The sequence below is a fragment of the Hominenteromicrobium sp. genome (assembly GCF_046974225.1).
GTDB lineage: Bacteria > Bacillota > Clostridia > Oscillospirales > Acutalibacteraceae > Hominenteromicrobium > Hominenteromicrobium mulieris.
On sequence record NZ_JBKWAE010000012.1, the window covers coordinates 1 to 22,831 of the forward strand.

The window sequence follows — 22,831 nt, forward strand, 5'->3', positions numbered from 1 at the left end:
CAGGATCAAGGCAAAGCTAAAGGGCTTGCCGCCTGCAATTCACAGACAGCAAGCCTTTCGGCTGCTTGAACAATTCTTACTTCAGAATATTGTCTAACTTTTTGGGGGCACTTCACAATGGTGAGTAGGTTCTTCCATTTTAAAAAGCGGCAATATTGCCGCTTTTGCTCCGAAAAATTTGTTGCAGCGACTTATTTGCATTTCGTGTTATTGAACTTAATGAGTTTTCACACGTGGGCAATAGGAAACATACAGGGGTAATGAACTTGTTATGCAAATCTTGAAAAATTTCTTGATTTTTTCACTGATCTTGAATATAATAATATCAAATCAAGATTTACTAAATCTAAATTTGTATTACTTGGAGGTGTGCCGATGTTTATCGGGAGAGAGACAGAATTGAAATTCTTGAATGATAAATATTCAGAGAATGGCGGTCAACTCATTGTGCTGTACGGCAGACGGCGTGTAGGAAAAACCGAGACGCTGCGGGAATTCTGTAAGGGAAAGCCCCATGTTTTCTTTTCCTGCACGCAAACGACTGATCCGGTACAGCTTCGTAACTTTTCTGCTCGGGTGCTGAGAGAAGACATTCCTGCAAAAAGCTATATTACTGAATTTACCGATTGGGAAAGAGCATTCCGTGCGGTACGGGAGCTACCATACGGTGACCGGAAAAAGTTGTTGGTGATCGATGAATTTCCGTATATGTGCCGTGGTAACAAGAGTATTCCCTCTATTCTTCAAAATCTCTGGGATGCGGAGCTGCGGGATGCCAACGTAATGATTATCCTTTGCGGCAGTGCCATGAGCTTTATCGAAAAGGAATTGCTGGCAGAGAAAAACCCACTTTACGGCAGGGCTACGGGTATCTACAAGATGAAGGAAATGGGATTTTATGATGCCGCAAAGTTCTTTCCAGATTATTCTGACCGTGATAAGGTGCTGGCTTATGCTGTTCTTGGTGGTATCCCACATTATCTGCGCCAATGGAATCCCGGGCTGTCCATTGACGAGAACATCAAGCGCAATATTCTGACCAAAGGCTGCATCCTTTACAGCGAGGTGGAGTTTTTGTTGCATCAGGAGCTGCGGGAAACACCTATCTACAACTCTATCATTGAAGCTGTTGCGTTGGGCAATACCAAGCTCAACGACATCAGTCAAAAGTCGCTTGTGGAGGATACTTCCAAAACCAGTGTTTACTTGAAAAATCTCATAGAGCTTGGAATTGTGGAACGGGAGTTTTCCGTGGATACTAAGACCAAGGAACAGGCAAATTCCGGTCGAGGAGCCTATCGTCTGACAGATAACTTCTTCCGTTTCTGGTATGCCTTTGGTTTTGCAAATTTTTCACAGCTTGAGGACGGCGATGTGGACGGCGTATACGAGTATGTTGTAAAACCGGCTCTCCACAAGTTTGCTTCCTTTACTTTTGAGGATATTTGCCGGGAATTTGTTCGTGAAATGCAGAAGAAAAACGAGCTGCCTTTCCGTTATGCAAAGATGGGACGTTGGTTTGGAAAGACTACGGTACGAGACGAGAAAGCAGCTTCCGGACTGCGGACAGCAGAGACGGAGATTGACATACTCTGTATTGACCGAGGGGCAAAGGAATATCTGGTGGGTGAATGTAAATTCAAAGGCGTACCGTTTTCCTATTCTGAGTACTGTGACACGGTGGCAAAGCTTTCTCCGCTGAAAGAAAAAGCCAAGTTTCACTATGCACTATTTTCTGAAAACGGATTTGACAAGAAAATTATCGATCATGCGGCAGAAAACGAAACGCAGCTCTATACCCTTAACCAAATCGTTCATTACGCATAAAAAGCAGAGGATAGCAAAGGTAAAACCTACCCGCCGATAGTGGTGAGTAGGTTTTTCTGTTTTAAAAAGCGGCAATATTGCCGGTTTACTGCTGTATGCTTGAAAGACGGCACATTTGCTCGTAGAGGGATGTGTGATCCGGGTGAACGTACCGGCGGAGCGTAAAGGCAGGGTTGGAGTGGCCGATGATGAGGGCAAGGCTTTTAGCATCCGAGCCGTTTTCAATCATTCGGGTCGCGAAGGTATGGCGCAGCATGTGCGGCGATACGCGGCGAATTCCGGCGCACTTTGAAGTGTGCTTTCGATTTCTGGGAACCTCCGCGATAGTCTTTTTCGGGCATCTCGGTAGATTTCGAGCGTTTTCGAGGCATATTCCGGCACGGCGTATACCTCATACCAAACATCCAGCCATTCTCCGATGGTACAGACTTTTCTTTCCATTGTAAACCTCTCCTGTTAGATAAAAATTCCCGTTAGGGTTAATTCAGTTTAGCAGTGAAAGGAAAGAAAAACAAAAACCGGCAATGAAAAAGTAAATTTTTGATTGATTTAAGCAAATACTGTTACCTATTTTTCATAAATTATATTGACAACTATAATTTTATGTGATATTATGACCATAAATTAAGGGATGGGTCGACACATTCCTTGCAAAATCTACATAATTTAAGGAGGCAATTGTATGTTAAAGAAAAGGCTTATAGCCGGTGTGGCAGCTTGCTTAATGGCGGTTTCTGCGTTTTCCATGTCTGCGAGCGCGTATGCTTGGACAGACACGATACGTGTGTACAAAAATCAAGGAGCTTATCTTACAAATGCTTGTGTAAAATTGAATACACAAAATTATTTTAAGGTTAATATCCAACCCGATAAAAATGTTTCTGATGCGTGGAGTCAAGGGACAGAGTTGATTTATGCTCGAGCCCGAGATACAAATAATGTATATGCGTCTTCATTAGTTGAAACGAGATATGCGGGTAAGTTTACACCCTTGTATTATTCCGGATATGGAGTATTTGGCTATTCGTACAAATGCGCAGCGCAATATGCCGACAGCAATCCATATCAGTATGCAGCTTTGACATTGAACTGGGAACCGTAATAGATGATGCCGGAGTGAAGCAAAATTTAATTTTGCTTCACTCCTATCAATAAAGGAGCTTATTATGAAACAAATTAAATTACTGCTTATACTGTGTGTGTTGATTTTACTGGCTTCATGTAGAACAACAGAAAGTACAAATAGTTTGAATATTACTAGTGAATCCAAAGATATTAGCTCTGGAAAAGAATTTGTCAGCTCACAACCAATACTAAAGGATAATGTGAATTTATCAATGTCGGTGTTTAAAGGAGTTACTTCCATATTTTCTGAAGATGTTATAAATAGTGCTTTCAAACTTAGTGAAAATAAAATTACACAGTATGGAGTGGGACCGAAAGAGAGTGGATATATTATTACAGATGAAAAATGTACAGTTACAGTAGATGAAGGTATGATTTCATATTTAAGTTCAGATGTAAAAGAAGTTTTACCTGTTTTACAAGTTTTTCGATATAATGAAACTGATCAGATGTATAACGCAAATCAGTTTGAAAAAGATGGAGACTTAAACTTCAAGAGCCATAATGAAGTTTTACAAGACTTTTATAAAATATTACAGGCTATTGGATTGAAAAACAATTATTTGGTGAATTGCTATAATCTTGATTCTGAAACACTCAAGGAAAAAGAAAAAGTTATGATAGATAAATTTGGTGGCAATGAGAATTTGGATGGATGGAAAGACTGTTATTTCTTATATGCTGTACCGAAGCTGAATGATAAAAAAGTTTTTACGGATGTTCATGGAAGCTCTGAAAAAGGCACTATGATAACTGGAGAAGAAATAATTTCAATAGTTACAGAAAACGGGTTACAATTGCTTGTTGTTTCAAATAGTATAAATATAGTTGAAGAACTCGAAAAGAAAGAAATTATGACCGAGAATCAAGCGAAAGAGGAAATAGAAAGGCAGCTTGGTCAGTTGATTGTATCAGAACAGTATACAATTAAAAGTATAGCGCTAGGATATTATCCTCAGTTTGCTGATACGGCACATAAAGAGGTACTCTTCTATCCGGCGTGGAAAGCAGTTGTACTTGCGGAAGGGGATGACACAATGAGGTCATCAAATGACACCGCCTATTCTTATGAATTTTCATATATGATCGATGCTCAAACGGGATTAGAAATTTCGGAGGAGTAATATGCAAAAATTATTTAGCACTTTTATACAAGATGCATATCGTAGCTATTGCACTAAGCGATTTGTATTTGCTGTTTTAGGAGTTGCTTTCTTTAATTTTCTGAGTGTGTACTGGGATATGCTTTTAGGTTCAGCTAATTGCGTAGCTTATTTATATATGATTTCAGGTATAATGGGCATCGAAACATTGTATCTCTTGTTATCTGTTTTACCGGGAACAATTCTTTTTAGAGTTGATAAAAACGAAAATTATCAGAGAAATGTTTTGTTGCGTTCTGGTAAAATAGCATATCTACTATCAAAGGTAGTAATAACAGTATTTACGGCAATATCAGTTTCTTTGATCGGCGATTTTTTATTTATATGTGCGTTGGAAATGCGCTATCCTTTTACAACAGATGAGTTTTCTGAACAGGTTTTATCGTTGTATGGATGTAGTGTATTGGAATATATATTTAGAAAAAGTTTTATTAAATCAATATCTGCATCTGCATTTTCGAGTATGGCGTTGTATATATCATCCCGAACTAAAAATATACTTATTATTTTATTTTCCCCGATTATTCTATATTATTTGTGGTTGCGTTTATGCCGGATACTGGGGTTACCTCAATGGCTCGATATTGCTTTATTGATAAGAGGGGAAACACTTGGTACCGCGACTTCTTTGGTAGTTTTTGTAATAGTTATAGTAGCTTCCAGTGCGTTATTTATAATGGAAGCGAATAGGAGTATGGAATGAATAATTTGCTTAATATATACCATGTCTTTCTATATGGTGTGCGTCGATTGCTCTCGGATTCACGAATATTTATTGTTGGAATTATTACAATACTATATTTGTTAATGATTGGGGATGCGCTGCATCAGTATATATTGATAGCAGGAGAACCGATAACCCCTTGGCTCTTTCCTTTTATAATGGCAAACCGAAATTGTGTTTTGGTGCTATTTTTACTCCTGGTTTTATTATTTTGCGATGCACCGTACATTGAGGAGAATGCTTATTTGCTTTTTTTGCGATGTGGTCGTACTGTATGGATGTTCGGTCAATTATTATACACGATTATAATATCTATTTCGTATGTTCTATTTGTAGTTATTATTACAATAGTAATGAACTTATTTGATTGTGTGGCTTTGCAAGATTGGGGCCGGGTGTTTTATACGCTTGCGAATACAAATGCTGCGGAATTAGTCGATTTACCGATTCAAATTTCTAAAGCGTTGATTTTACATTTTAGCCCTAAAAATGCAATGGTATTTTCGATTACTTTATCGTGTCTTGCTGCAATTTTTCTTGGTAGCATAGTGTTTTTATTAAATTTAGCTTTTAGTAAATTGATAGGTTCTATCGTTGGTTCGATGTTTGTTCTGTTTCAATTTCTTTCATCTAACGCTTCAGGCTATACGATGACATATTTTTCTCCAATTTCATGGGTTAATTTAGATTCTTTAGATTTTTTAGGAATTAGTTGTATGCCATCTATTCAATATGCATTTGCTTTTTTTTGCCTTTCAATCTTAATCTTCTGGTTATGTTCTTTTATGATTATACGAAACAAAGATATTATAATATCATAAGGAGAAGTTCCTATGGAAACTTGTATTGAAGTACAAAACGTGGTGAAGCGCTTTCGCGACCAAGTGGTTTTGAAAAATGTGTCGATCTCGTTTGAAAAGGGGCAGATACATGGCATCGTAGGGCGCAATGGCTCCGGCAAAACGGTGCTTTTTAAGTGCATCTGCGGTCTGATGCACCCGGAGGAGGGCGTGATCCTCGTGAACGGCAAGCGCGTGGGACGTGACGTGGACATGCCGGAGGACATTGGAGCCATTATTGAAGCGCCGGGCTTTCTGCCGAATTACAGCGGGTACAAGAATTTGCGCTTTTTGGCGAACATACGGCGGAAGATCGGCAAGGAAGAAATTTTGAATGTGCTGAAGACGGTGGGGCTTGACCCCGAAAGCCGCAAGCATGTGGGAAAATACTCGCTCGGCATGCGGCAGCGCCTTGGTATTGCGCAGGCAATCATGGAAGACCCAGAGATTCTCATTTTGGACGAGCCGATGAACGGACTGGATAACGCCGGTGTGCAGGATATACGGGCACTGCTGTTGGAGCTCAAGGCACAAGGGAAGACGATTTTGCTTGCGAGCCACAACCACGAGGACATTGCGGCACTGTGCGACACGGTGCATGAAATGGACGGCGGGGTGCTGGAATAATAAAGGCTACAAGATAAAACCTGCCTGTTTTAGAATAGGCAGGTTTTTGCTGTAATCTTTGAGTGTTTATAGATATGAGAATGTTAAAAAAGAAAGGCGGCTGTTTCCAACTGAAAGTAGCCGCCTTTAATATGGGATTTGAGTGAAACCTTGTACGCAAATTAAGAAATGTTACCGTATTTATCGCAGGTAATGCTTAAAGAAAGCGTTCTGTTTTTCCCTAAATAATAAACTGTACCGGAACCGTATACGGTCGCACCTGAGCGGGAAGAAGTTTTCGTAACATAAGATGCAGAGTTATCGTAGATAGAAACAGAAACACTCTGGCTTGTAGCAGTGCAACTCACGTTGTACGTATAATTAAAATTACCAGTCAACGAGACTGCAAAAACTGCTGTATTGCTTGCCGTGTAATAGGTGGATTTTTTTGTATATGATCTTGCCGTTCGTGCAACTGCCGGTGTTACTTCTAACTCCGTCACGATATAACTGCCGTCTTCAAGGTATTCGACTGTTTGCATGTTCTGCGATGCTGTTTCTGATGCAGATACACAGAAAGGTATAATACCAAGTAAAAGTGTTAAACAACAGATAATTGTTAATATACGTTTCATTTTTTTACCTCTTTTCTTAATAAACTCTCGTGCCTTCCGGCTCTGGAGGCGGCGTTCCTTCGACTTCTTCATAAAGTCTTGTAACGATATGCCCATCCTCGAACTGTCGTTCCCGCCAGTTATCAAACAGAATATATCCCAAAACGCACACAAGAGCAAATACAACTGTGGCGATTACAAAAACGCGCACAGCTTTTCGGTGCTTAAATGTTCGTTTTACTTCATTGTACGGTTCAGTGCTCAGAAAATTTTCGGCTATGCTTTGTGGTGTGCCGAAATGTTTTTCTAAGTCATTTTCGGTCAGCGTAGTTGTTGCGCTATCAGCAAAATCTTACATGTCATTTTGCAGTCGCTGCAAAAACTGCTTTTTCTTCTTTTTGTCACACGTCATTTCTTTGTCTATTTGACGCAAATAGTCGTGGACAACATTTACGGTTTCGCTCATCCCATATCCCCCCAATTTAAGAATCAAGAATGTTATGAATTCCTTGCTGAACGGTTTCGTAATCCTTTTTTAAAGATGCTAACCGTTCGCGCCCGGCATTTTCAATATGATAAATCACACGCATATGGGAGCGCCCCGTGCTCATGCGTGTTACGATCTCCTGACCGGTGATGTACCCATCGTCTGCCAAGCGATACAGAAGCGGATAAAATGACCCCTCCTGCACTGTGATTAAACCTTTGCTTCGCTCTTTGATCTTCTGCACAAGCTGATAGCCGTATGTGTCTTCTTCACACAGCAAAAACAACGTGAGCATTTCGATTGAGCCTTTTTTCATGGTATCGATAGCCATAGTGGAGATACCTCCTGTCAAGTAATAGATTACAGTAAAACGATTTATAAGTCAATACCTATTTTGAATAAATTATTTGACAAATAAAAATTGCAATGCTATTATGATATTGGCTTAATCTCATAGAAAGAACGAAGAAATTGTAAGTTTACTTGATTGGAGATGAGTTATAGTGCTTAAGGAAGAATTGTATCGACAATATTTGCAATGGAAAAAAGGAAAAATCGCGTGGTCAATAGAAGAAATGTTTGGGTTTCCGAAAGTCGATTGCGATGTATACGAAAATGAAGATGTTTTAGTTAGTCGCCTTTTTTATGTTATTCCCGATATTTTTGAAGTAAAGTTACGCGTGTTCATTTTTTACGAAGAAAACACCTTTCTTAAGACAAAAGGCGATGACTTAAAATTGATCCACAGTGAACTAAAAATACAATAGTTGATGCATAAAGGAAAACCGGCAATGTTGCCGGCTTTTTCTGTGTGAATATAAAACTTGCCAGATAAAAGAATTTCTGGTAGAATTTAAAAGGACCGTGATAGCGGTTCGGGTGCTGCCATAACGGTGGACGGTTCAGCCCTCAGATACACTTCGGTGTACCGTGTGAGGGAACATTTCTTGAATATGAAAAAATCCCTCAATCCAACACGGAGAGAGGGATGACGCTTATGAAGCTCGAGCTGAACTTTAGCGATTTGTGCCAGTTGGCACTTGTCGTTATTGCGTTGATCGAACTGTTTCGTGATCGTAAACATAAAAAGAAATGAGCCGCCCTCTCCCAAGGTTTCGGCTCATTTCTTTAAGCTGTACTGAGGGCTAACCGTTCATCGGCAGCACTCTTTCTATTTCTAATTATAAACGCTTTTGATATTTTGTCAAGCGCGAAAAACGGCAATGTTGCGGTTCCCAATTTAGCGGTTACATTTTTCGATACGATAGAAATCTCCGCCTATATTTGGTTGCGATAAGATAACTGTGTACCCATAAGTAGGTAAATTGAGGCAAATATAGTTGCAAATCTCCCTACTGGTCTCTGAGTCTAATGAGTACTGCTTTGAAAACCAATTTTCTGTTTCTTTAATGGTAGCTGTATTTTGTTTTCGTTCCATGAACTGAATGAATTTACTGGAAATTTCTTCAATATACGGGTGAAGGATAGAAGCTCCCTTTTCGTTCAGAAGATACTTTTCTTTGTGTTCTTCACCTAACGAGGCACAACCGGCATCAATAAACTTACGAACTTCTGGGTATTCAAAATCTTCGTCTATAAAATAACCTTTTGGACTTGTATAAAAGTTGATAATTAAGTGAATGGCTTCCAAAAATGTGTAATCACTGTTCATAATAATACCTCCATGTAAAGTAATTGGTAAGAAGTGGTGAGAAAAATTGCGATACCTTGTTGAAAATACAGAAACAATCTTATTTTGCGTTGACGAGCGGGGAAAGAAGTGCTATAATTTTAGGCAGAAATAAAGAAAACGTCCGCTACGGACGCTTCTCGGTCAATAAAAGATCGCCAAATCTTTTATTGATTCCAGATGTACGACCATCTGAAAACTTCGCGAAAAGACGCCGATAGGACGTTTTTTACAAGAGGGGTGCTTCATGTCTAACACTTAGTTAGATTATAGCACAAGCCAAACGATATTTCAAGGCTTTTCAGATGCTTGTCTGGAGAGCCTTTTTTATTTCTGATTTCGCACCTTGAAAACCGAATGAACCCACAAGCGAGAATACCCGGCGCAAATCAGTGTGCATTTGCACGCCTCTGCAAAGGGAATCACGCGGAACAACACGACCGGACAGAACTGATCGTGCCGCACGTACAGGAAAATCGTTTGATGAAGGGTCACCAAAATCAGGATTATTAAAACGAAATACTTTGTTTTAATCGATACGCACAACCGAAACGTAAGTAACAGTTGTGCGTATACATTAGAACAAAATATGGTGGGCGCTAACGGACTTGAACCGCTGACCCCCTGCACGTCAAGCAGGTGCTCTAGCCAGCTGAGCTAAGCGCCCAATTTTCTGTTGCTCGATTATTATATAGCAAGTCCCCGAAAAATGCAAGTCTTTTTTGCGAAAAAGTTAAAATTAATTTTTCTTTCGTGAATATCACGAAAAAGTGCGTAAAATTTGGTGCACTGTTCGCAGAAATTTAAGGTTTCTTACAAAACTCATAAGAATCGCACATTTCTATTGTTTATTCCTTTTCTATGCCGTATAATGAAAATACTGAAAACTGTGAATAGAATGTGAATGAAAGCGGATGGCAGTTGCGCATTGCGCTTTGAATACGGAGATTTAGACAGAATTGGAAATCTGAAAACAGACGATGACGTTGGTCCTGCACCAAGGCCAGAAAAGGAGAAACCATGAAAACACTGTCATATGTGAACTTTATCATTTCTATTTTATTTATGGCGTGCTACGCGTACCAGGCGGTCTACCTTGCGGCGGCGCTTTTAAAAAAGCAGAAAGTCTTCAAAGCGAAGAAGCTGCACCGCTACGGTGTGCTGATTGCCGCGCGCAATGAGGAAGCCGTCATTGCGCAGCTCATCCGCAGTGTGCGCGCACAGAAGTATCCCGAGGAGCTTATCGATATTTTTGTTGTGGCGGATAACTGCACGGACAACACCGCGCAGGCGGCGCGCGAAGCCGGGGCGGTCGTTTACGAGCGCCACAATACGTATGCCGTGGGCAAGGGCTATGCGCTGCGTTTCTTATTAGAAAACATTTTTAAGAATTTCGGCGAATATGCCTACGACGGTTTTTTCGTCTTTGACGCGGACAATATTCTGGATGAGAATTTTATTTCCGAGATGAATAACGTTTTTGACAACGGCTGCAAGGTTGTCACGTCCTACCGCAACTCGAAAAACTTTGGCGACAACTGGATCAGCGCGGGTTACTCCATTTTCTTCCTGCGCGAAGCGACGCAGCTCAATCGCGCCCGTATGATGTTCGGTACCAGCAGCTGCGTTTCCGGCACCGGCTTTTTGTTCAGCAGCGAGATTGCACGCGAAAACGGTGGTTGGAAGCATTTCCTGCTGACGGAGGACTTTGAGTTCACCGTGGACCGCATTTTAAAGGACGACACGGTCGGTTACTGCGAAAACGCCATTATTTATGACGAGCAGCCCACGCGGCTTGGGCAGTCCTTTACGCAACGTGCCCGCTGGATTAAGGGCTATTTGCAGGTTTTCAGCCGATACGGCTTCAAAATGCTGAAAAAAACCGTTGTGGATGGCAGTTTTGCCTGCTTCGATATGATTATGAACAACATTCCGTGCCTTGTCTTGACCTGTGTTTCAATCGTGTTTAACGCGATTATGGTCGCGGCGGGCATTGTGACGCGCACGCCGGATATGGGCGTTTGCGTGCTTTCCGTGTGCAGCGGTATTTTCGGTTCTATACTGACGCTGTGGTTCGTCGGCGGCATTACGTGCATCACGCAGAGAAAGCGCATCCGTGCATCGAAAAAAGCGATGTTCTTCGGTTGGCTGTTGTTCCCGCTGTTTATTTTCACCTATGCGATTGCAATGGTTTACGCGGTGTTTACGAACATTGAATGGAAGCCCATTCAGCACAAAGTGGCGCTTAGTGTGGAAGACCTGAACGACACTACCAAAAAATAGCACAAAATTGCACTCAAAAACAGGGCGTGATTTGCTATAATCTATATTTGCTTATAAACGGCACCTGTGATAAAATAGTAAGAGATTACTTTGTCACAAGTGCCGTTTTTTGCGGCAGTACAAATCCTGATTTTTCCCCAGAAGAAAGGAATGGTCACAAACATGGTCACACGCGTATTTGTGGAGAAAAGAAAGGGATTCGATGTTGAAGCACGCCACATGATGGCGGATCTTCGTCAGAATCTCGGCCTCAAGGCTATTGAGGACCTGCGTATTTTGAACCGCTATGATGTTTCCGGTCTTTCCGGCGAGGAGTTCGAGGCGGCAGCCCGCACGATCCTTTCCGAGCCGAATGTGGACAACGTGTACGACGAAAACTACAAGATCAGCAGCGAATATCACGTCTTCGCAACGGAGTTTTTGCCCGGTCAGTACGACCAGCGTGCGGATTCCGCTTCCCAGTGCGTACAGCTCTTGACGCAGGGCGAGCGCCCGCAGGTCGCTTATGCAAAAGTGATCGCCGTTAAGGGCGACCTTTCCGAAGAGGAAATGGAGAAGATTAAGAACTATATCGTGAACCCGGTCGAATCCCGTTTGGCATCGATGGAAAAGCCGGAGACGCTTGACATGAAGATCGATGTGCCGGCAGACGTTAAGCGCGTCACGGGCATGATCTCCTGGAGCGACGAGGAGCTTAGAAAATATTACGGCACCATGGGCTTTGCCATGACGTTTGAAGACCTCGCGTTCTGCCGCGATTATTTCCGCGACGAAGAGCACCGTGACCCGAGCGTGACGGAGCTGCGCGTGATTGATACCTACTGGAGCGACCACTGCCGCCACACCACATTCCTTACGCGTCTCAACAACATCGAGATCGAAAAGGGCAAGCTGAGCGGCGCCATCGAAAAGGCACTCGGCGAGTATTTTGCAGCCCGCGAAGAGCTGTATAAAGGCAAGGACAAGCCCGTTTCTCTCATGGACATGGCGGTCATCGGCGCGAAATACCTCAAAAAGCACGGCATGGTAGACGATCTGGACGAAAGCGACGAGATCAACGCCTGTTCCATTGAAGTGCCGGTCACGATCGACGGTAAGACCGAGCAGTGGCTCGTGCAGTTCAAGAATGAGACCCACAATCACCCGACGGAGATTGAGCCGTTCGGCGGCGCGGCAACATGCCTTGGCGGCGCGATCCGCGACCCGCTCTCCGGCAGAGCGTATGTTTATCAGGCAATGCGCGTTACCGGCAGCGGCGACCCGACTGTTCCGTTTAAGGATACGATGAAGGGTAAGCTGCCCACAAGAAAGATTACCACCGGCGCTGCGGCGGGCTATTCCTCCTACGGCAACCAGATCGGCCTTGCGACCGGTCAGGTCACGGAGCTTTATGACCCCGGTTATGTTGCAAAGCGCATGGAGATCGGCGCGGTCATCGGCGCATCTCCGAAAGCAAACGTCAAGCGCTTCGAGCCGAAGCCCGGCGATATCATTGTGCTGCTCGGCGGCGCAACGGGCCGTGACGGCTGCGGCGGCGCAACGGGTTCCTCCAAGGCGCATACGCTCGAATCCATCGAGGTTTGCGGCGCAGAGGTGCAGAAGGGCAACCCGCCGACCGAACGCAAAATTCAGCGTCTGTTCCGTGACCCGGAGGTTTCCACGCTCATCAAGCGCTGCAACGACTTCGGCGCGGGCGGCGTGTGCGTCGCCATCGGCGAGCTTGCACCGGGCCTTGAGATTGATTTGAACAAAGTCCCGAAGAAGTACGAGGGCCTCGACGGCACCGAGCTTGCGATTTCCGAATCGCAGGAGCGTATGGCAGTCGTGCTCGACCCGAAGGATGTGGAGAAATTCCGCGCCAAGGCGCAGGAGGAAAACCTCGACGCGCAGGTCGTGGCCATCGTCACCGAAGAGCCGAGACTCAAGATGGAGTGGCGCGGCGACCGCGTAGTCGACCTGAGCCGTGCATTCCTCGATACGAACGGTGTGACGCAGAACGCAGACGCATTCATCACCGCACCGGATGAAACGAAAAACTACCGCAACGCCGTACCGGCTTGCCTTGAAAACAAATCGCTGGACGAGGCGTTCGCAGAGAACCTCTCCCGCCTCGAAGTCTGCGGCCAGAAGGGCCTTTCCGAGCGTTTCGATGCTTCCATCGGTGCCGGCACCGTTTTGATGCCGTTTGCCGGTAAGTATCAGCTGACGCCGGAAGACGCCATGGTTGCGAAGATTCCGCTGCTCACGGGTGAGACCGATGACGCCACCGCTATGGCTTACGGCTATATTCCGGGTATTGCGCGCTTCTCGCCGTTCCATGGCGCAGCGTACGCCGTTGTGGAGAGTCTCTCGAAACTCGCAGCCGTCGGCGCAGATCCGATGAAGTCCCGCTTGACGTTCCAGGAGTACTTCGAGCGCCTGCACGATAAGCCGGAGCGCTGGGGCAAGCCTGCCGCAGCCCTGCTCGGCGCACTCACCGCGCAGCTGAACCTCGGTCTGCCGTCCATCGGCGGCAAGGACAGTATGTCCGGCTCCTTTGAAGACCTCGATGTCCCGCCGACGCTTGTCAGCTTTGCGGTGACGATGACGAAGGCCAGCAAGACGATCTCCGGCGCGCTCAAGAACGCCGGCAACTACGCCGTGCTGCTGCCGATTCCGGAGGACAAGGAAACCGAGCTCCCGAACTGGGAAGCTTTGAAGGCATACTACAAGAACGTGCTCGCAAAAATCGCGGACGGCTCTGTTCTTTCCGCACACGTCGTCAAGGAAGGCGGCGCAGCTGCTGCCGTTGCGAAGATGGCGTTCGGCAACAAGCTCGGCTTCAAGTTCGAGAAGACTGCCGAAAACGCAGAGCTGCTTTTTGCCCCGAAGGCTGGCGCACTCGTCGTGGAAGTTCCGGCAGATGCGCTTGAGAGCGTCAAGAATACATTCGACGCTGTTGTGCTCGGCACCGTTACCGATACGGCAAAGATTGAGCTGAACGGCAAAGCGCTCGACTTGGACGACCTCATTGAGACCTGGAACGGCAAGCTCGAAAAAATCTTCGCGAATAAAGCGGAGACCGTCGCCGTAGAATATGATGTGCCGCTCGATAACCACAAGTACACCGGCTCCCCGGTCATCCGTGTCGCAAAGCCGAAGGTATTCATCCCGGTATTCCCGGGCACCAACTGCGAGATCGACACGAAGCGTGCGTTTGAAAAGGCGGGCGCAGAGACCGAGATCCTTGTTGTGCAGAACCTCTGCGCAAAGGACATCGAATACACCATCGACCGCATGGAAAAGGCAATCCGTTCCTCCCAGATCATCATGATCCCGGGCGGCTTCTCCGGCGGCGACGAGCCGGAAGGTTCCGGCAAGTTCATCGCGACAACATTCCGCAATCCGAAAATCGCACAGGCGGTCACGGACTTGCTCGATACGCGCGACGGTCTTGTGCTCGGTATCTGCAACGGCTTCCAGGCGCTCATCAAGCTCGGTCTTGTCACCTACGGCAAGATCGTGGACCTCAAGGACGACGATCCGACCTTGACGTTTAACACGCTCGGCCGCCACGTTTCCCGCATGGTCTACACTCGCGTGACAAACACGAAGTCTCCGTGGCTCTCCGGCGTCAACGCAGGTGATGTCTTCGCCATCCCGGTCTCCCACGGTGAGGGCCGCTTTGTAGCGGATGACGCAGCGCTGAAAAAGCTCATCGAAAACGGCCAGATTGCCACGCAGTACACCACGCCGTGCGGCAAGGTGAGCGGCGACATCACATGGAACCCGAACGGCTCCGTGTGCGGCATTGAGGGCATCACAAGCCCGGACGGCCGCGTCTTCGGCAAGATGGGCCACAGCGAACGCAAGGGCGAAAACCTCTACTTTAACGTGCCGGGCGAAAAGGATCAGCAGATCTTTGAGAGCGGCGTGCGTTACTTCAAGTAATAAAAGGCAGAAACGCCTTATAAAATTCCGGTATGCGCGGGCAAAATGCTGCCCGCGCAGCCGCGTATAAGGACAATTTGGTTATGGACATTTTACAGAAAAGAACATGGGCGCAGATCGACCTCGACGCGGCGGCGCACAATTTTAAGGAAATTCGCCGCTATGTCGGCAACCGGTCGATGGTCTGCTGTGTGATTAAGGCGGATGCCTACGGGCACGGCGCGGTGCGCATGGCAGAGGAATACGAAGCCCTCGGCGCAGACTGGCTGGCGCTTTCCAACATTGAGGAAGCCTTGCAGGTGCGTCGTGCGGGCATCAAGCTGCCGCTGCTCGTGCTGGGCTATACCCCGGCGGAAGCCGCAGACGTGCTTGCCGAAAACGACATTGCGCAGTGCGCGTATTCTGCAGAATACTGCGCGGCGCTCTCCGAAAACGCCGTAAAAAGCGGCGTTAAGGTGAAGATTCACGTCAAGGTTGATACCGGCATGAGCCGCCTCGGATTCTATTTTCAGGACATTGAGCGCGACAAAGAGGCCGTAAGCGTTGTGGCAGAAGCGTGCCGCCGCCCGGGGCTTATCCCGGAGGGCATCTTCACGCATTTTGCCGTGGCAGATGGCGGCGAGAATGGCAAGGCATTTACCTTGAAGCAGTTCTCGTGCTTTATGGCGCTCATCGCGGAGCTTGAAAAGCAGGGCATCACGTTTAAAATTCACCACTGCGCGAACAGCGGTGCAATCCTCGATTACCCCGAGATGCACCTCGATATGGTGCGTGCGGGCGTGATTTTATACGGCATGGAACCGTCGCTCAGCGTGGAGCATCACGCGGATTTCCGCCCGGTGCTCAGCCTGCACTCCGTCATTTCGCACGTGAAGGAGATTGAGCCCGGATCGGACATCAGTTACGACCGCACATTCACCGCAAAGGAACGCATGCGCGTCGCGACCATTCCGGTCGGCTACGCGGACGGCTACTCCCGCAGGCTTTCGAACCGCGGCAGTGTGCTCATTCACGGTACGCGCTGCCCGATTTTAGGTAAAGTCTGCATGGACCAGTGCATGGTGGATGTTTCCGCCGTGCCGCAGGCGAAGGTAGGGGATACCGTAACGCTCATCGGTCGCGACGGCGAGGATGAGATCACCGCGGCGGAAATTGCCGGCATCATGGAGACAATCCACTACGAAGTGGTGTGCGACATCTCAAAGCGCGTCACACGCGTCTACATGAAAAACGGCAAAGAAGTCAGTGTTCTGGACTGTATTTTGGACAAATATTGATTGTAAAGCAGCGGCTTTTGGCTTCGTTCAGCCGAGTCGCTGCTTTAAATTTATAGTGATTTGAAAGGGTGAAAGTGATGGAAAAGCTTTTAAAGCTGCGCGATGAAATGAAAGAGGATTTGCTGCACGGTTCTATTTTCCCGTTCTGGGAGCAATATACCATCGATCATGAAAACGGCGGCTTTTACGGCGCCGTGACGGTCGATAAGGTTATTCACAAGGACGCGTCCAAGGGCCTCGTGCTGAATGCACGTTTGCTGTGGACATTTGCGGGCGCGTACCGCATTTTCGGCGACGAGAAGTATAAGGAGCTCGCCGACCGCGCGTTTAACTACATCGTTGAGCGCTTCTGGGACCACAAAAACGGCGGCGGTTTCTGGATGCTGCACGCAGACGGCTCTGTGGAAGACGACACGAAAATGACCTACGGCCAGGGCTTTTTGCTGTATGCGTTCTCCGAGTACGTCCGCGCAACGGGCAGCGAGGAAGCACGCAGATATGCCGATATGACGTATGATTACATCGAAAACGTGTGCAAAGAGGGCAACTATTACCTTGAAAACGCACGCGGCACGGGCAGCAGCAACGGCGCCATTACGGAGGCGGGCAACCTTTCCATGAACACGCACATCCACATTCTGGAGCCGATGACGTGCTACTTCCGTATTCGCCACGATGCCTGCGTGGAGGAGAGCCTTGTGAACCTCATCGAGATCACCGCACGCAGAATTTACGACACCGAGCACCACCATTTTGTCATGTTCTTCAACGATAAAATGGAGCCGCTGCCGGGCGAGGTTTCGTTCGGCCATGACATTGAGGGTTCCTGGCTGTTGACGGAAGCTGCCGAAGTGCTCGGAAAGTACGGCGCAGATAAACCAAAGAACAAATGGATGATGTATTAGCCGCTTTGCATCGTGACTATAATCCAAAAGACCCGATGTATGTAGGAATACTATACGGATTACTTTAAGAGCGAAGAAGAACAAGAGGACACAGAGGAAGAATAAGAACATACCCGCTCCCACCAAGAAGTATAATAACACTTGAAGTCTATTAGAAAATCCCTTATAATGAGCGTAGAAAGAATTAGACAAACTTAAATTTGTGGAGGTTGTTATGGTAAGAACAGCAACTATAAATGATGCAGAGCAATTAAACATCTTAAATGTTGAATTTAATGGTGAGAGCGACACAAGCATAGACAATATTAGAAATTCCCTTATGAATAATAAACAGGAAGTTGTTATCGTTGCTGATGAAGATGATATGTTAGTTGGATTTGTTTGTGTTCAGCTTAAAAAATCGTTCTGCTATGATGAATATATGCCTGAAATTACAGAAGTGTATGTTAAACCAGCATACAGAAAAAGAGGCTTAGCGAGTGAGATGATTACTTTTGCAGAGGCTTATTGTAGTAAGAATTATCCACTTGACAAATATGAACTTCTAACAGGACAAGAAAATCTTGTTGCACAAACTGTATATAATAAACTTGGATATGTAGATGATAATGAACTTCATTTATCAAAACAAGTGAGAAAATAAATACAGCCTAATTTGTCGAACAGTTGCTTTTTACAAGCAACTGTTCTTTTTGTTACCTAGAAAACCACTCGCTGGGCGAGTGGTTTGCAAGCGGCAAAAATTCCCCGGACGAGGAAAATTCGCACCTGCTGTGCGGCCCGTGGAAGTGCCCGTACCACAATGCCAGAGCCGCGTTTGAAATTTACGAGCGCTGCGAGGCACTGGAAAAGTAAACAGCAACAGCAAAGCCCTGCCGAGAAAATTCCCGGTAGGGCTTTTGTCATGCTTAAGTTAAATTTAATCGAACCCGTAGTTTTCCACACCCGAAAGCTCGGAGTGCGTTTTGGCATAGCTCTGCGCGGCGGTGCAAAAATCCTCCCAAGTTTTCTCCGGCGCACCGGGGGAAAGCGGATGCAGGCGCAAATTGCTGTCCTCACGCACGGCGGCATAAGCGTAATCACTGTAAATCAAAATGCCCGTCACATTGTCGAGCGGGTCGTAGCTTCGCGGCAACTCGTAAATGGTCTCCGTATCCGTCATTTCGAGCACCTCAAGGTCAAATACGTGCCTGTACTGCCCGGTGACGTACAGAGCGCTGAGGTCGGTGAACCCGTTTTCAAGAAAAACAGGGGAGTCGCCGTCAAAATAGAGCCGCAGCACGGAAACGTCGCCCTCTGTGCCGCCGAATTCGAGTGCGGGCACATTGACCTTGTGCGCTGCGCAGCCGGAAAGCAAGAGCAAAATACTGAGGAAAAAAACAGAGCGCTTATTCATACGTTGAAATCACACCTTTTTTATTTTTCAATAAAATATTAACATTTTAAAATTTATGCGTCAATAATAATTGTTGAAATTTTCAAGAAAAATGATGCGAACTTGAATTATTAACAAAACTAATAAGAATTTACAATGTGTACTCAATTTTAAGAATACAAAACGGCCGCTCTCCGAATACTCGAAAAGCGGTCGCTTGCTTATTTATTCAGTAATTCGTCAACCTCGACGGGTTCCAGCTCTTTTAATGCCGGGTGGTCGGTCAGCGTTTTCAGCATGCGCCAGCCGAAGTAATTTTCTTCCAAATTCTCCGGCACGGGACGGAAGCCGAAATCAAGATACAGTTTTGCGGCGACCCATGTGGTCGTCTGGGTGGGCACGAACAGCTCTTTGTAGCCGAGTGCCTGCAGGCGGTGCAGCGTATGGGCGATGAGCGGTCGGGAAAGCCCCTTGCCTTGCGCATCACGCCGCACGGAAACCCAGTGCAGCCAGCCGCCGGGCAGCTTTTCATCGAAAAACGCCGTTGCGGTCGCGACTTTCTTGCCATTCGGGTCGACGATGAAGAACATTCTGTCGGGCAGAACGTCTTCGTGTTTGCCGTAGTAGCGCTGCCATGCGTCCACGCCTTCCTCGAAGGTCGAAAACTCTTTTGCAGATTTTTCGATCTCGATCCACGTATCGCGGTCGCCGGGGGCATAGGTCGTGAACGAATACCCCGCGGGCAGATCGTAATGTGGAATTTCCGTTTCCGCCGGCATGGTCATGAACAGGTGGTAGTACTTCAAACGGCTGTCGTGGTTATCTAAATGTAAAGAAGCTAAGTCTTTCATAAGCTTAATGATAAATCAGGATTCATTTCTGCCGCAGCATTTCTTGTATTTTTTGCCGCTGCCGCACGGGCACGGGTCGTTTCTGCCGGGCTTTTTGCCGTTGTTGCGCACAGGCTGCTTGACGGCCGGCGTATCGGAGGACGTTGTGCCAGTCTCCTTGGCGACGGCTTCACGCTTCGGTGCTTCCGGCGTCTTCAGGCGCACAGTCAGAATCATGCGGGCGGTGTTTTCGCGGATCGTGTCGATCATCGCGTCAAACATGTCAAAGCCCTCTTCGCGGTATGCAATGACCGGGTCTTGCTGGCCGTAGGCGCGCAGACGGATACCCTTCTGGAGCTCATCCATCGCATCAATGTGATCCATCCACTGCGTATCGACGTTCTTCAGCAGCACCACGCGCTCCACTTCACGCATGATCGGCGGGGTGAACGCCTTTTCACGCAGGTCGTAAAGCTTGTGTGCACGCTCCTTGAGAAAATCGATGACCGTTTGCTGCTCGAGATCCTCAAACGCCTGACCCTCATAGTGCAGCTCATCCGGATTGACCATCCAGCCGAGGTAGTGGTCGCGCAGACCGCGGAGATCCCAGTCGTCGTGCAGGGTGTTCTCCGGCAAGAAGCGCTTGACGTTCGCTTCGATGGCCTGATCGATCATGGACATAATCTGCGGCTTCACGTTGTCGCCGTTCAGCACACGGTCACGCTGCTCATAGATGATCTCGCGCTGGCGGTTCATCACGTCGTCATACTGCAGAACGTTCTTGCGAATGGCAAAGTTTCTGCCCTCGACCTTCTTCTGTGCGTTTTCGATGGTGTTGGAGAGGATAGACGCTTCGATCGGCATGTCCTCGTCCACATTCAGGCGGTCCATAATGGTTTGGATGCGGTCGCCGCCGAACAGACGCATGAGGTCGTCTTCAAGAGAGATGTAGAAGCGGCTCTTACCGGGATCGCCCTGACGGCCCGCACGGCCGCGCAGCTGGTTATCGATACGGCGAGATTCGTGGCGCTCCGTGCCGATGATGTACAGGCCGCCGAGCTTGCGAACTTCCTCTGCCTCCGGCGCAATCTCCGCTTTGTATTTTTTGTTGAGCTCCGCAAATGTCTTGCGGGCATTCAAAATCTCTTCATCGTCCGTGTAGCCGTAGGCGGAAGCCTCGCCGATGAGCTCCTCGGAGAACTGCATGCGGCGCATTTCGGCACGCGCCATGAACTCTGCGTTACCGCCGAGCAGAATATCCGTACCACGGCCGGCCATGTTCGTTGCGATGGTCACGGCGCCCTTACGGCCTGCCTGTGCGACGATTTCGGCTTCTTTTTCATGGTACTTTGCGTTCAGCACTTCGTGCTTGATGCCGCGGCGCTTCAGCATGGCGCTGAGCTGCTCGGATTTTTCAATCGTGATGGTACCGACCAGCACCGGCTGGCCTTTTTCGTGGTGCTCGATGATGTCGTTGATAACGGCATTGAACTTGCCCTTTTCGGTCTTGTAAACAACGTCCGGGCAGTCTTCACGAATCATCGGCTTGTTTGTCGGAATCTCTACAACGTCCAGTTTGTAAATTTCGCTGAACTCGGATTCCTCGGTCATGGCCGTGCCGGTCATGCCGGAGAGCTTGTTGTAAAGACGGAAGAAATTCTGGAACGTGATGGTTGCAAGCGTTTTGCTTTCGCGCGCGATTTTCACGCCTTCCTTCGCTTCAATGGCCTGGTGCAGACCTTCGTTGTAGCGTCTGCCGTACATCAGACGGCCGGTGAATTCATCAACGATGATAACTTCGCCGTCGCGCACGACGTAATCAATATCGCGCTGCATGATGCCGTTCGCCTTGATCGCCTGATTGATGTGGTGCTGAATGGTGATGTTGTCCGGGTCCGTGAGGTTTTCCAAGCTGAAGAACTGCTCGGCTTTTTTTACGCCGCGCTTGGTGAGCGTTGCGGTCTTCTGCTTTTCGTTGATGATATAATCGTAATCCTCGTAGATCTCGTCATTGTCTTCCTTTTCGTTCGTCTCCGCCACGCGGATGGGGCGCAGCGTTTTGGCAAAGCGGTCGGCGACGTTGTAAAGCTCCGTGGACTGCTCGCCCTGGCCGGAAATGATGAGCGGGGTACGCGCCTCATCGATGAGGATGGAGTCCACCTCGTCCACGATGGCGAAGTTATGGCCGCGCTGCACCTTGCGCTCCTTGTAGGTGACCATGTTGTCACGCAGGTAGTCAAAGCCGATCTCATTGTTCGTTGCGTATGTGATGTCGCAGGCGTAGGCTTTTTTCTTTTCGTCCGGCTCCATGCCGGGAATGGCAAGGCCTACGGTGAGGCCGAGGTAGTTGAACACACGCGCCATCATTTCGCCCTGATATTTTGCAAGGTAATCGTTGACGGTGACGATGTGCACACCCTTGCCGCTTAAAGCGTTGAGGTACGCCGGGAGGGCAGCGGTGAACGTCTTGCCTTCGCCGGTCTTCATCTCGGCGATGCGACCCTGATGCAAAATGATGCCGCCGATAATCTGTACCGGGAACGGCTTGATGGAGAGCACGCGCCACATGGCTTCGCGGCACGTTGCAAACGCTTCGGGCAGGATGTCGTCAAGGGAAGAGCCGAGGGAGAGGCGCTCTTTCAACACGGCGGTCTGGCCCTTCAGCTCCTCATCTGTCATTTTTGTGTATTTGTCATCGAGCGCGAGCACCGCTTGCTTAAGCGGTTCAATGCGCTTTAATTCTTTCTTGCTGTAGCTGCCGAACAGCTTTGTGAGTAGGTTCATGGTTCGGGAACACTTTCCTTTCTTTCGCGCGGATTCCCCGCGCGCGGCATATAAATCAGTATAGCATGGAACAGCATAAAAAAGCAAGCGATAGGGGCATATTCATGAAAACTTTATAGGTGATCAAAAAGAAGCGCATTTTAAAACGCAAAAACGGCAGTGCAATTCGAGAAAAACAGCAAAATACAGGATAGCCTTAGCCGAAATGCACAAAAAACTCTTTTTTTCCAAATCATAAACAGCTTATGAACAGAATGTGACTTTTTATTCGGTTTTCTCTTGATTTTCGCAAAATTAGAGGCTATACTATAGGTAACAATTCCTGTTTTTCCGATGTGTGCAAACCATAACTGGTCAAAAAAACGAAGAACA

Annotated in this window: 19 protein-coding genes and 1 tRNA gene; 12 read left to right on the forward strand and 8 right to left on the reverse strand. The window is 47.3% G+C overall.

Annotation, left to right across the window (positions count from 1 at the left end):
• The first annotated feature begins 375 nt into the window (after positions 1-375).
• Positions 376-1,827, forward strand: a complete 1,452-nt coding sequence (locus ACLTX1_RS09480) for an ATP-binding protein (protein WP_412330844.1) — start codon at positions 376-378, stop codon at positions 1,825-1,827.
• Between the two features lie 85 nt (positions 1,828-1,912).
• Here the strand turns inward: ACLTX1_RS09480 and ACLTX1_RS09485 are convergent, their stop codons facing one another.
• The gene (locus tag ACLTX1_RS09485; RefSeq protein WP_412330866.1) at positions 1,913-2,215 is read right to left on the reverse strand and encodes a tyrosine-type recombinase/integrase; all 303 of its coding nucleotides are present in this window, start codon (positions 2,213-2,215) and stop codon (positions 1,913-1,915) included.
• Between the two features lie 294 nt (positions 2,216-2,509).
• Here ACLTX1_RS09485 and ACLTX1_RS09490 point away from each other — a divergent pair, with 294 nt between their 5' ends.
• The 5 genes from ACLTX1_RS09490 to ACLTX1_RS09510 all read left to right on the forward strand — a co-directional run bounded on the left by ACLTX1_RS09490 (position 2,510) and on the right by ACLTX1_RS09510 (position 6,305).
• The gene (locus ACLTX1_RS09490; RefSeq protein WP_412267099.1) at positions 2,510-2,929 is read left to right on the forward strand and encodes a hypothetical protein; all 420 of its coding nucleotides are present in this window, start codon (positions 2,510-2,512) and stop codon (positions 2,927-2,929) included.
• Positions 2,930-2,993: 64 nt separating this feature from the next.
• The gene (locus tag ACLTX1_RS09495) at positions 2,994-4,076 is read left to right on the forward strand and encodes a hypothetical protein (RefSeq protein ID WP_412267097.1); all 1,083 of its coding nucleotides are present in this window, start codon (positions 2,994-2,996) and stop codon (positions 4,074-4,076) included.
• A 1-nt stretch (position 4,077) separates the two neighbouring features.
• Positions 4,078-4,818 (forward strand): hypothetical protein, encoded by a 741-nt coding sequence (locus ACLTX1_RS09500; protein WP_316518227.1) that lies wholly within the window; start codon positions 4,078-4,080, stop codon positions 4,816-4,818.
• Complete coding sequence (locus tag ACLTX1_RS09505; protein ID WP_412267093.1) at positions 4,815-5,660, forward strand: hypothetical protein; 846 nt, start codon at positions 4,815-4,817, stop codon at positions 5,658-5,660. The genes ACLTX1_RS09500 and ACLTX1_RS09505 overlap by 4 nt, the downstream gene beginning before the upstream one ends.
• Before the next feature lie 12 nt (positions 5,661-5,672).
• Positions 5,673-6,305: an ATP-binding cassette domain-containing protein gene (locus ACLTX1_RS09510; protein WP_412330845.1), complete on the forward strand. Its 633-nt coding sequence runs from the start codon at positions 5,673-5,675 to the stop codon at positions 6,303-6,305.
• A gap of 161 nt (positions 6,306-6,466) precedes the next feature.
• Here ACLTX1_RS09510 and ACLTX1_RS09515 read toward each other — a convergent pair whose 3' ends face one another.
• The gene (locus ACLTX1_RS09515; protein WP_316518232.1) at positions 6,467-6,919 is read right to left on the reverse strand and encodes a hypothetical protein; all 453 of its coding nucleotides are present in this window, start codon (positions 6,917-6,919) and stop codon (positions 6,467-6,469) included.
• 461 nt (positions 6,920-7,380) lie between these two features.
• Positions 7,381-7,716 (reverse strand): PadR family transcriptional regulator, encoded by a 336-nt coding sequence (locus ACLTX1_RS09520; RefSeq protein ID WP_412330846.1) that lies wholly within the window; start codon positions 7,714-7,716, stop codon positions 7,381-7,383.
• 172 nt (positions 7,717-7,888) lie between these two features.
• Here ACLTX1_RS09520 and ACLTX1_RS09525 point away from each other — a divergent pair, with 172 nt between their 5' ends.
• Positions 7,889-8,152 carry a hypothetical protein gene (locus ACLTX1_RS09525; RefSeq protein ID WP_412330847.1) on the forward strand — a complete coding sequence of 88 codons (264 nt, stop codon included), beginning with the start codon at positions 7,889-7,891 and terminating at the stop codon, positions 8,150-8,152.
• A 473-nt stretch (positions 8,153-8,625) separates the two neighbouring features.
• Here ACLTX1_RS09525 and ACLTX1_RS09530 read toward each other — a convergent pair whose 3' ends face one another.
• The gene (locus ACLTX1_RS09530) at positions 8,626-9,057 is read right to left on the reverse strand and encodes a hypothetical protein (RefSeq protein ID WP_412330848.1); all 432 of its coding nucleotides are present in this window, start codon (positions 9,055-9,057) and stop codon (positions 8,626-8,628) included.
• 608 nt (positions 9,058-9,665) lie between these two features.
• Positions 9,666-9,742, reverse strand: a tRNA-Val gene (locus tag ACLTX1_RS09535).
• A gap of 353 nt (positions 9,743-10,095) precedes the next feature.
• On the opposite strand from ACLTX1_RS09535, the gene ACLTX1_RS09540 reads away from it, so the two are divergent.
• The 5 genes from ACLTX1_RS09540 (at position 10,096) to ACLTX1_RS09560 (ending at position 18,113) form a co-directional block, all read left to right on the forward strand.
• Positions 10,096-11,358 carry a glycosyltransferase family 2 protein gene (locus tag ACLTX1_RS09540; RefSeq protein ID WP_412330849.1) on the forward strand — a complete coding sequence of 421 codons (1,263 nt, stop codon included), beginning with the start codon at positions 10,096-10,098 and terminating at the stop codon, positions 11,356-11,358.
• A gap of 162 nt (positions 11,359-11,520) precedes the next feature.
• A complete protein-coding gene (locus ACLTX1_RS09545) occupies positions 11,521-15,288 on the forward strand; it encodes a phosphoribosylformylglycinamidine synthase (protein ID WP_412330850.1) in 3,768 nt (1,255 codons plus the stop codon).
• An 83-nt stretch (positions 15,289-15,371) separates the two neighbouring features.
• Positions 15,372-16,565, forward strand: a complete 1,194-nt coding sequence (gene alr / locus ACLTX1_RS09550) for an alanine racemase (RefSeq protein WP_412330851.1) — start codon at positions 15,372-15,374, stop codon at positions 16,563-16,565.
• Between the two features lie 77 nt (positions 16,566-16,642).
• Positions 16,643-17,470: an AGE family epimerase/isomerase gene (locus ACLTX1_RS09555; RefSeq protein WP_412330852.1), complete on the forward strand. Its 828-nt coding sequence runs from the start codon at positions 16,643-16,645 to the stop codon at positions 17,468-17,470.
• A 214-nt stretch (positions 17,471-17,684) separates the two neighbouring features.
• Complete coding sequence (locus ACLTX1_RS09560) at positions 17,685-18,113, forward strand: N-acetyltransferase (protein ID WP_308450105.1); 429 nt, start codon at positions 17,685-17,687, stop codon at positions 18,111-18,113.
• A 276-nt stretch (positions 18,114-18,389) separates the two neighbouring features.
• On the opposite strand, the gene ACLTX1_RS09565 is transcribed toward ACLTX1_RS09560, so the two are convergent.
• From ACLTX1_RS09565 to secA, 3 genes are all read right to left on the reverse strand, one after another.
• Complete coding sequence (locus tag ACLTX1_RS09565) at positions 18,390-18,866, reverse strand: hypothetical protein (RefSeq protein WP_308449649.1); 477 nt, start codon at positions 18,864-18,866, stop codon at positions 18,390-18,392.
• Between the two features lie 200 nt (positions 18,867-19,066).
• A complete protein-coding gene (locus ACLTX1_RS09570; protein WP_308449650.1) occupies positions 19,067-19,696 on the reverse strand; it encodes a GNAT family N-acetyltransferase in 630 nt (209 codons plus the stop codon).
• Between the two features lie 15 nt (positions 19,697-19,711).
• Positions 19,712-22,459: a preprotein translocase subunit SecA gene (gene secA / locus ACLTX1_RS09575; RefSeq protein ID WP_308449651.1), complete on the reverse strand. Its 2,748-nt coding sequence runs from the start codon at positions 22,457-22,459 to the stop codon at positions 19,712-19,714.
• Positions 22,460-22,831 lie beyond the last annotated feature (372 nt).

Bases quoted from the DNA above. Each gene is read 5' to 3' on its own strand.
- ACLTX1_RS09480 (WP_412330844.1), top strand. From the start codon at position 376: ATGTTTATCGGGAGAGAGACAGAATTGAAATTCTTGAATGATAAATAT.
- ACLTX1_RS09490 (WP_412267099.1), top strand. From the start codon at position 2,510: ATGTTAAAGAAAAGGCTTATAGCCGGTGTGGCAGCTTGCTTAATGGCG.
- ACLTX1_RS09495 (WP_412267097.1), top strand. From the start codon at position 2,994: ATGAAACAAATTAAATTACTGCTTATACTGTGTGTGTTGATTTTACTG.
- ACLTX1_RS09500 (WP_316518227.1), top strand. From the start codon at position 4,078: ATGCAAAAATTATTTAGCACTTTTATACAAGATGCATATCGTAGCTAT.
- ACLTX1_RS09505 (WP_412267093.1), top strand. From the start codon at position 4,815: ATGAATAATTTGCTTAATATATACCATGTCTTTCTATATGGTGTGCGT.
- ACLTX1_RS09510 (WP_412330845.1), top strand. From the start codon at position 5,673: ATGGAAACTTGTATTGAAGTACAAAACGTGGTGAAGCGCTTTCGCGAC.
- ACLTX1_RS09515 (WP_316518232.1), bottom strand. From the start codon at position 6,919: ATGAAACGTATATTAACAATTATCTGTTGTTTAACACTTTTACTTGGT.
- ACLTX1_RS09520 (WP_412330846.1), bottom strand. From the start codon at position 7,716: ATGGCTATCGATACCATGAAAAAAGGCTCAATCGAAATGCTCACGTTG.
- ACLTX1_RS09530 (WP_412330848.1), bottom strand. From the start codon at position 9,057: ATGAACAGTGATTACACATTTTTGGAAGCCATTCACTTAATTATCAAC.
- ACLTX1_RS09540 (WP_412330849.1), top strand. From the start codon at position 10,096: ATGAAAACACTGTCATATGTGAACTTTATCATTTCTATTTTATTTATG.
- ACLTX1_RS09545 (WP_412330850.1), top strand. From the start codon at position 11,521: ATGGTCACACGCGTATTTGTGGAGAAAAGAAAGGGATTCGATGTTGAA.
- alr (WP_412330851.1), top strand. From the start codon at position 15,372: ATGGACATTTTACAGAAAAGAACATGGGCGCAGATCGACCTCGACGCG.
- ACLTX1_RS09555 (WP_412330852.1), top strand. From the start codon at position 16,643: ATGGAAAAGCTTTTAAAGCTGCGCGATGAAATGAAAGAGGATTTGCTG.
- ACLTX1_RS09560 (WP_308450105.1), top strand. From the start codon at position 17,685: ATGGTAAGAACAGCAACTATAAATGATGCAGAGCAATTAAACATCTTA.
- ACLTX1_RS09565 (WP_308449649.1), bottom strand. From the start codon at position 18,866: ATGAATAAGCGCTCTGTTTTTTTCCTCAGTATTTTGCTCTTGCTTTCC.
- ACLTX1_RS09570 (WP_308449650.1), bottom strand. From the start codon at position 19,696: ATGAAAGACTTAGCTTCTTTACATTTAGATAACCACGACAGCCGTTTG.
- secA (WP_308449651.1), bottom strand. From the start codon at position 22,459: ATGAACCTACTCACAAAGCTGTTCGGCAGCTACAGCAAGAAAGAATTA.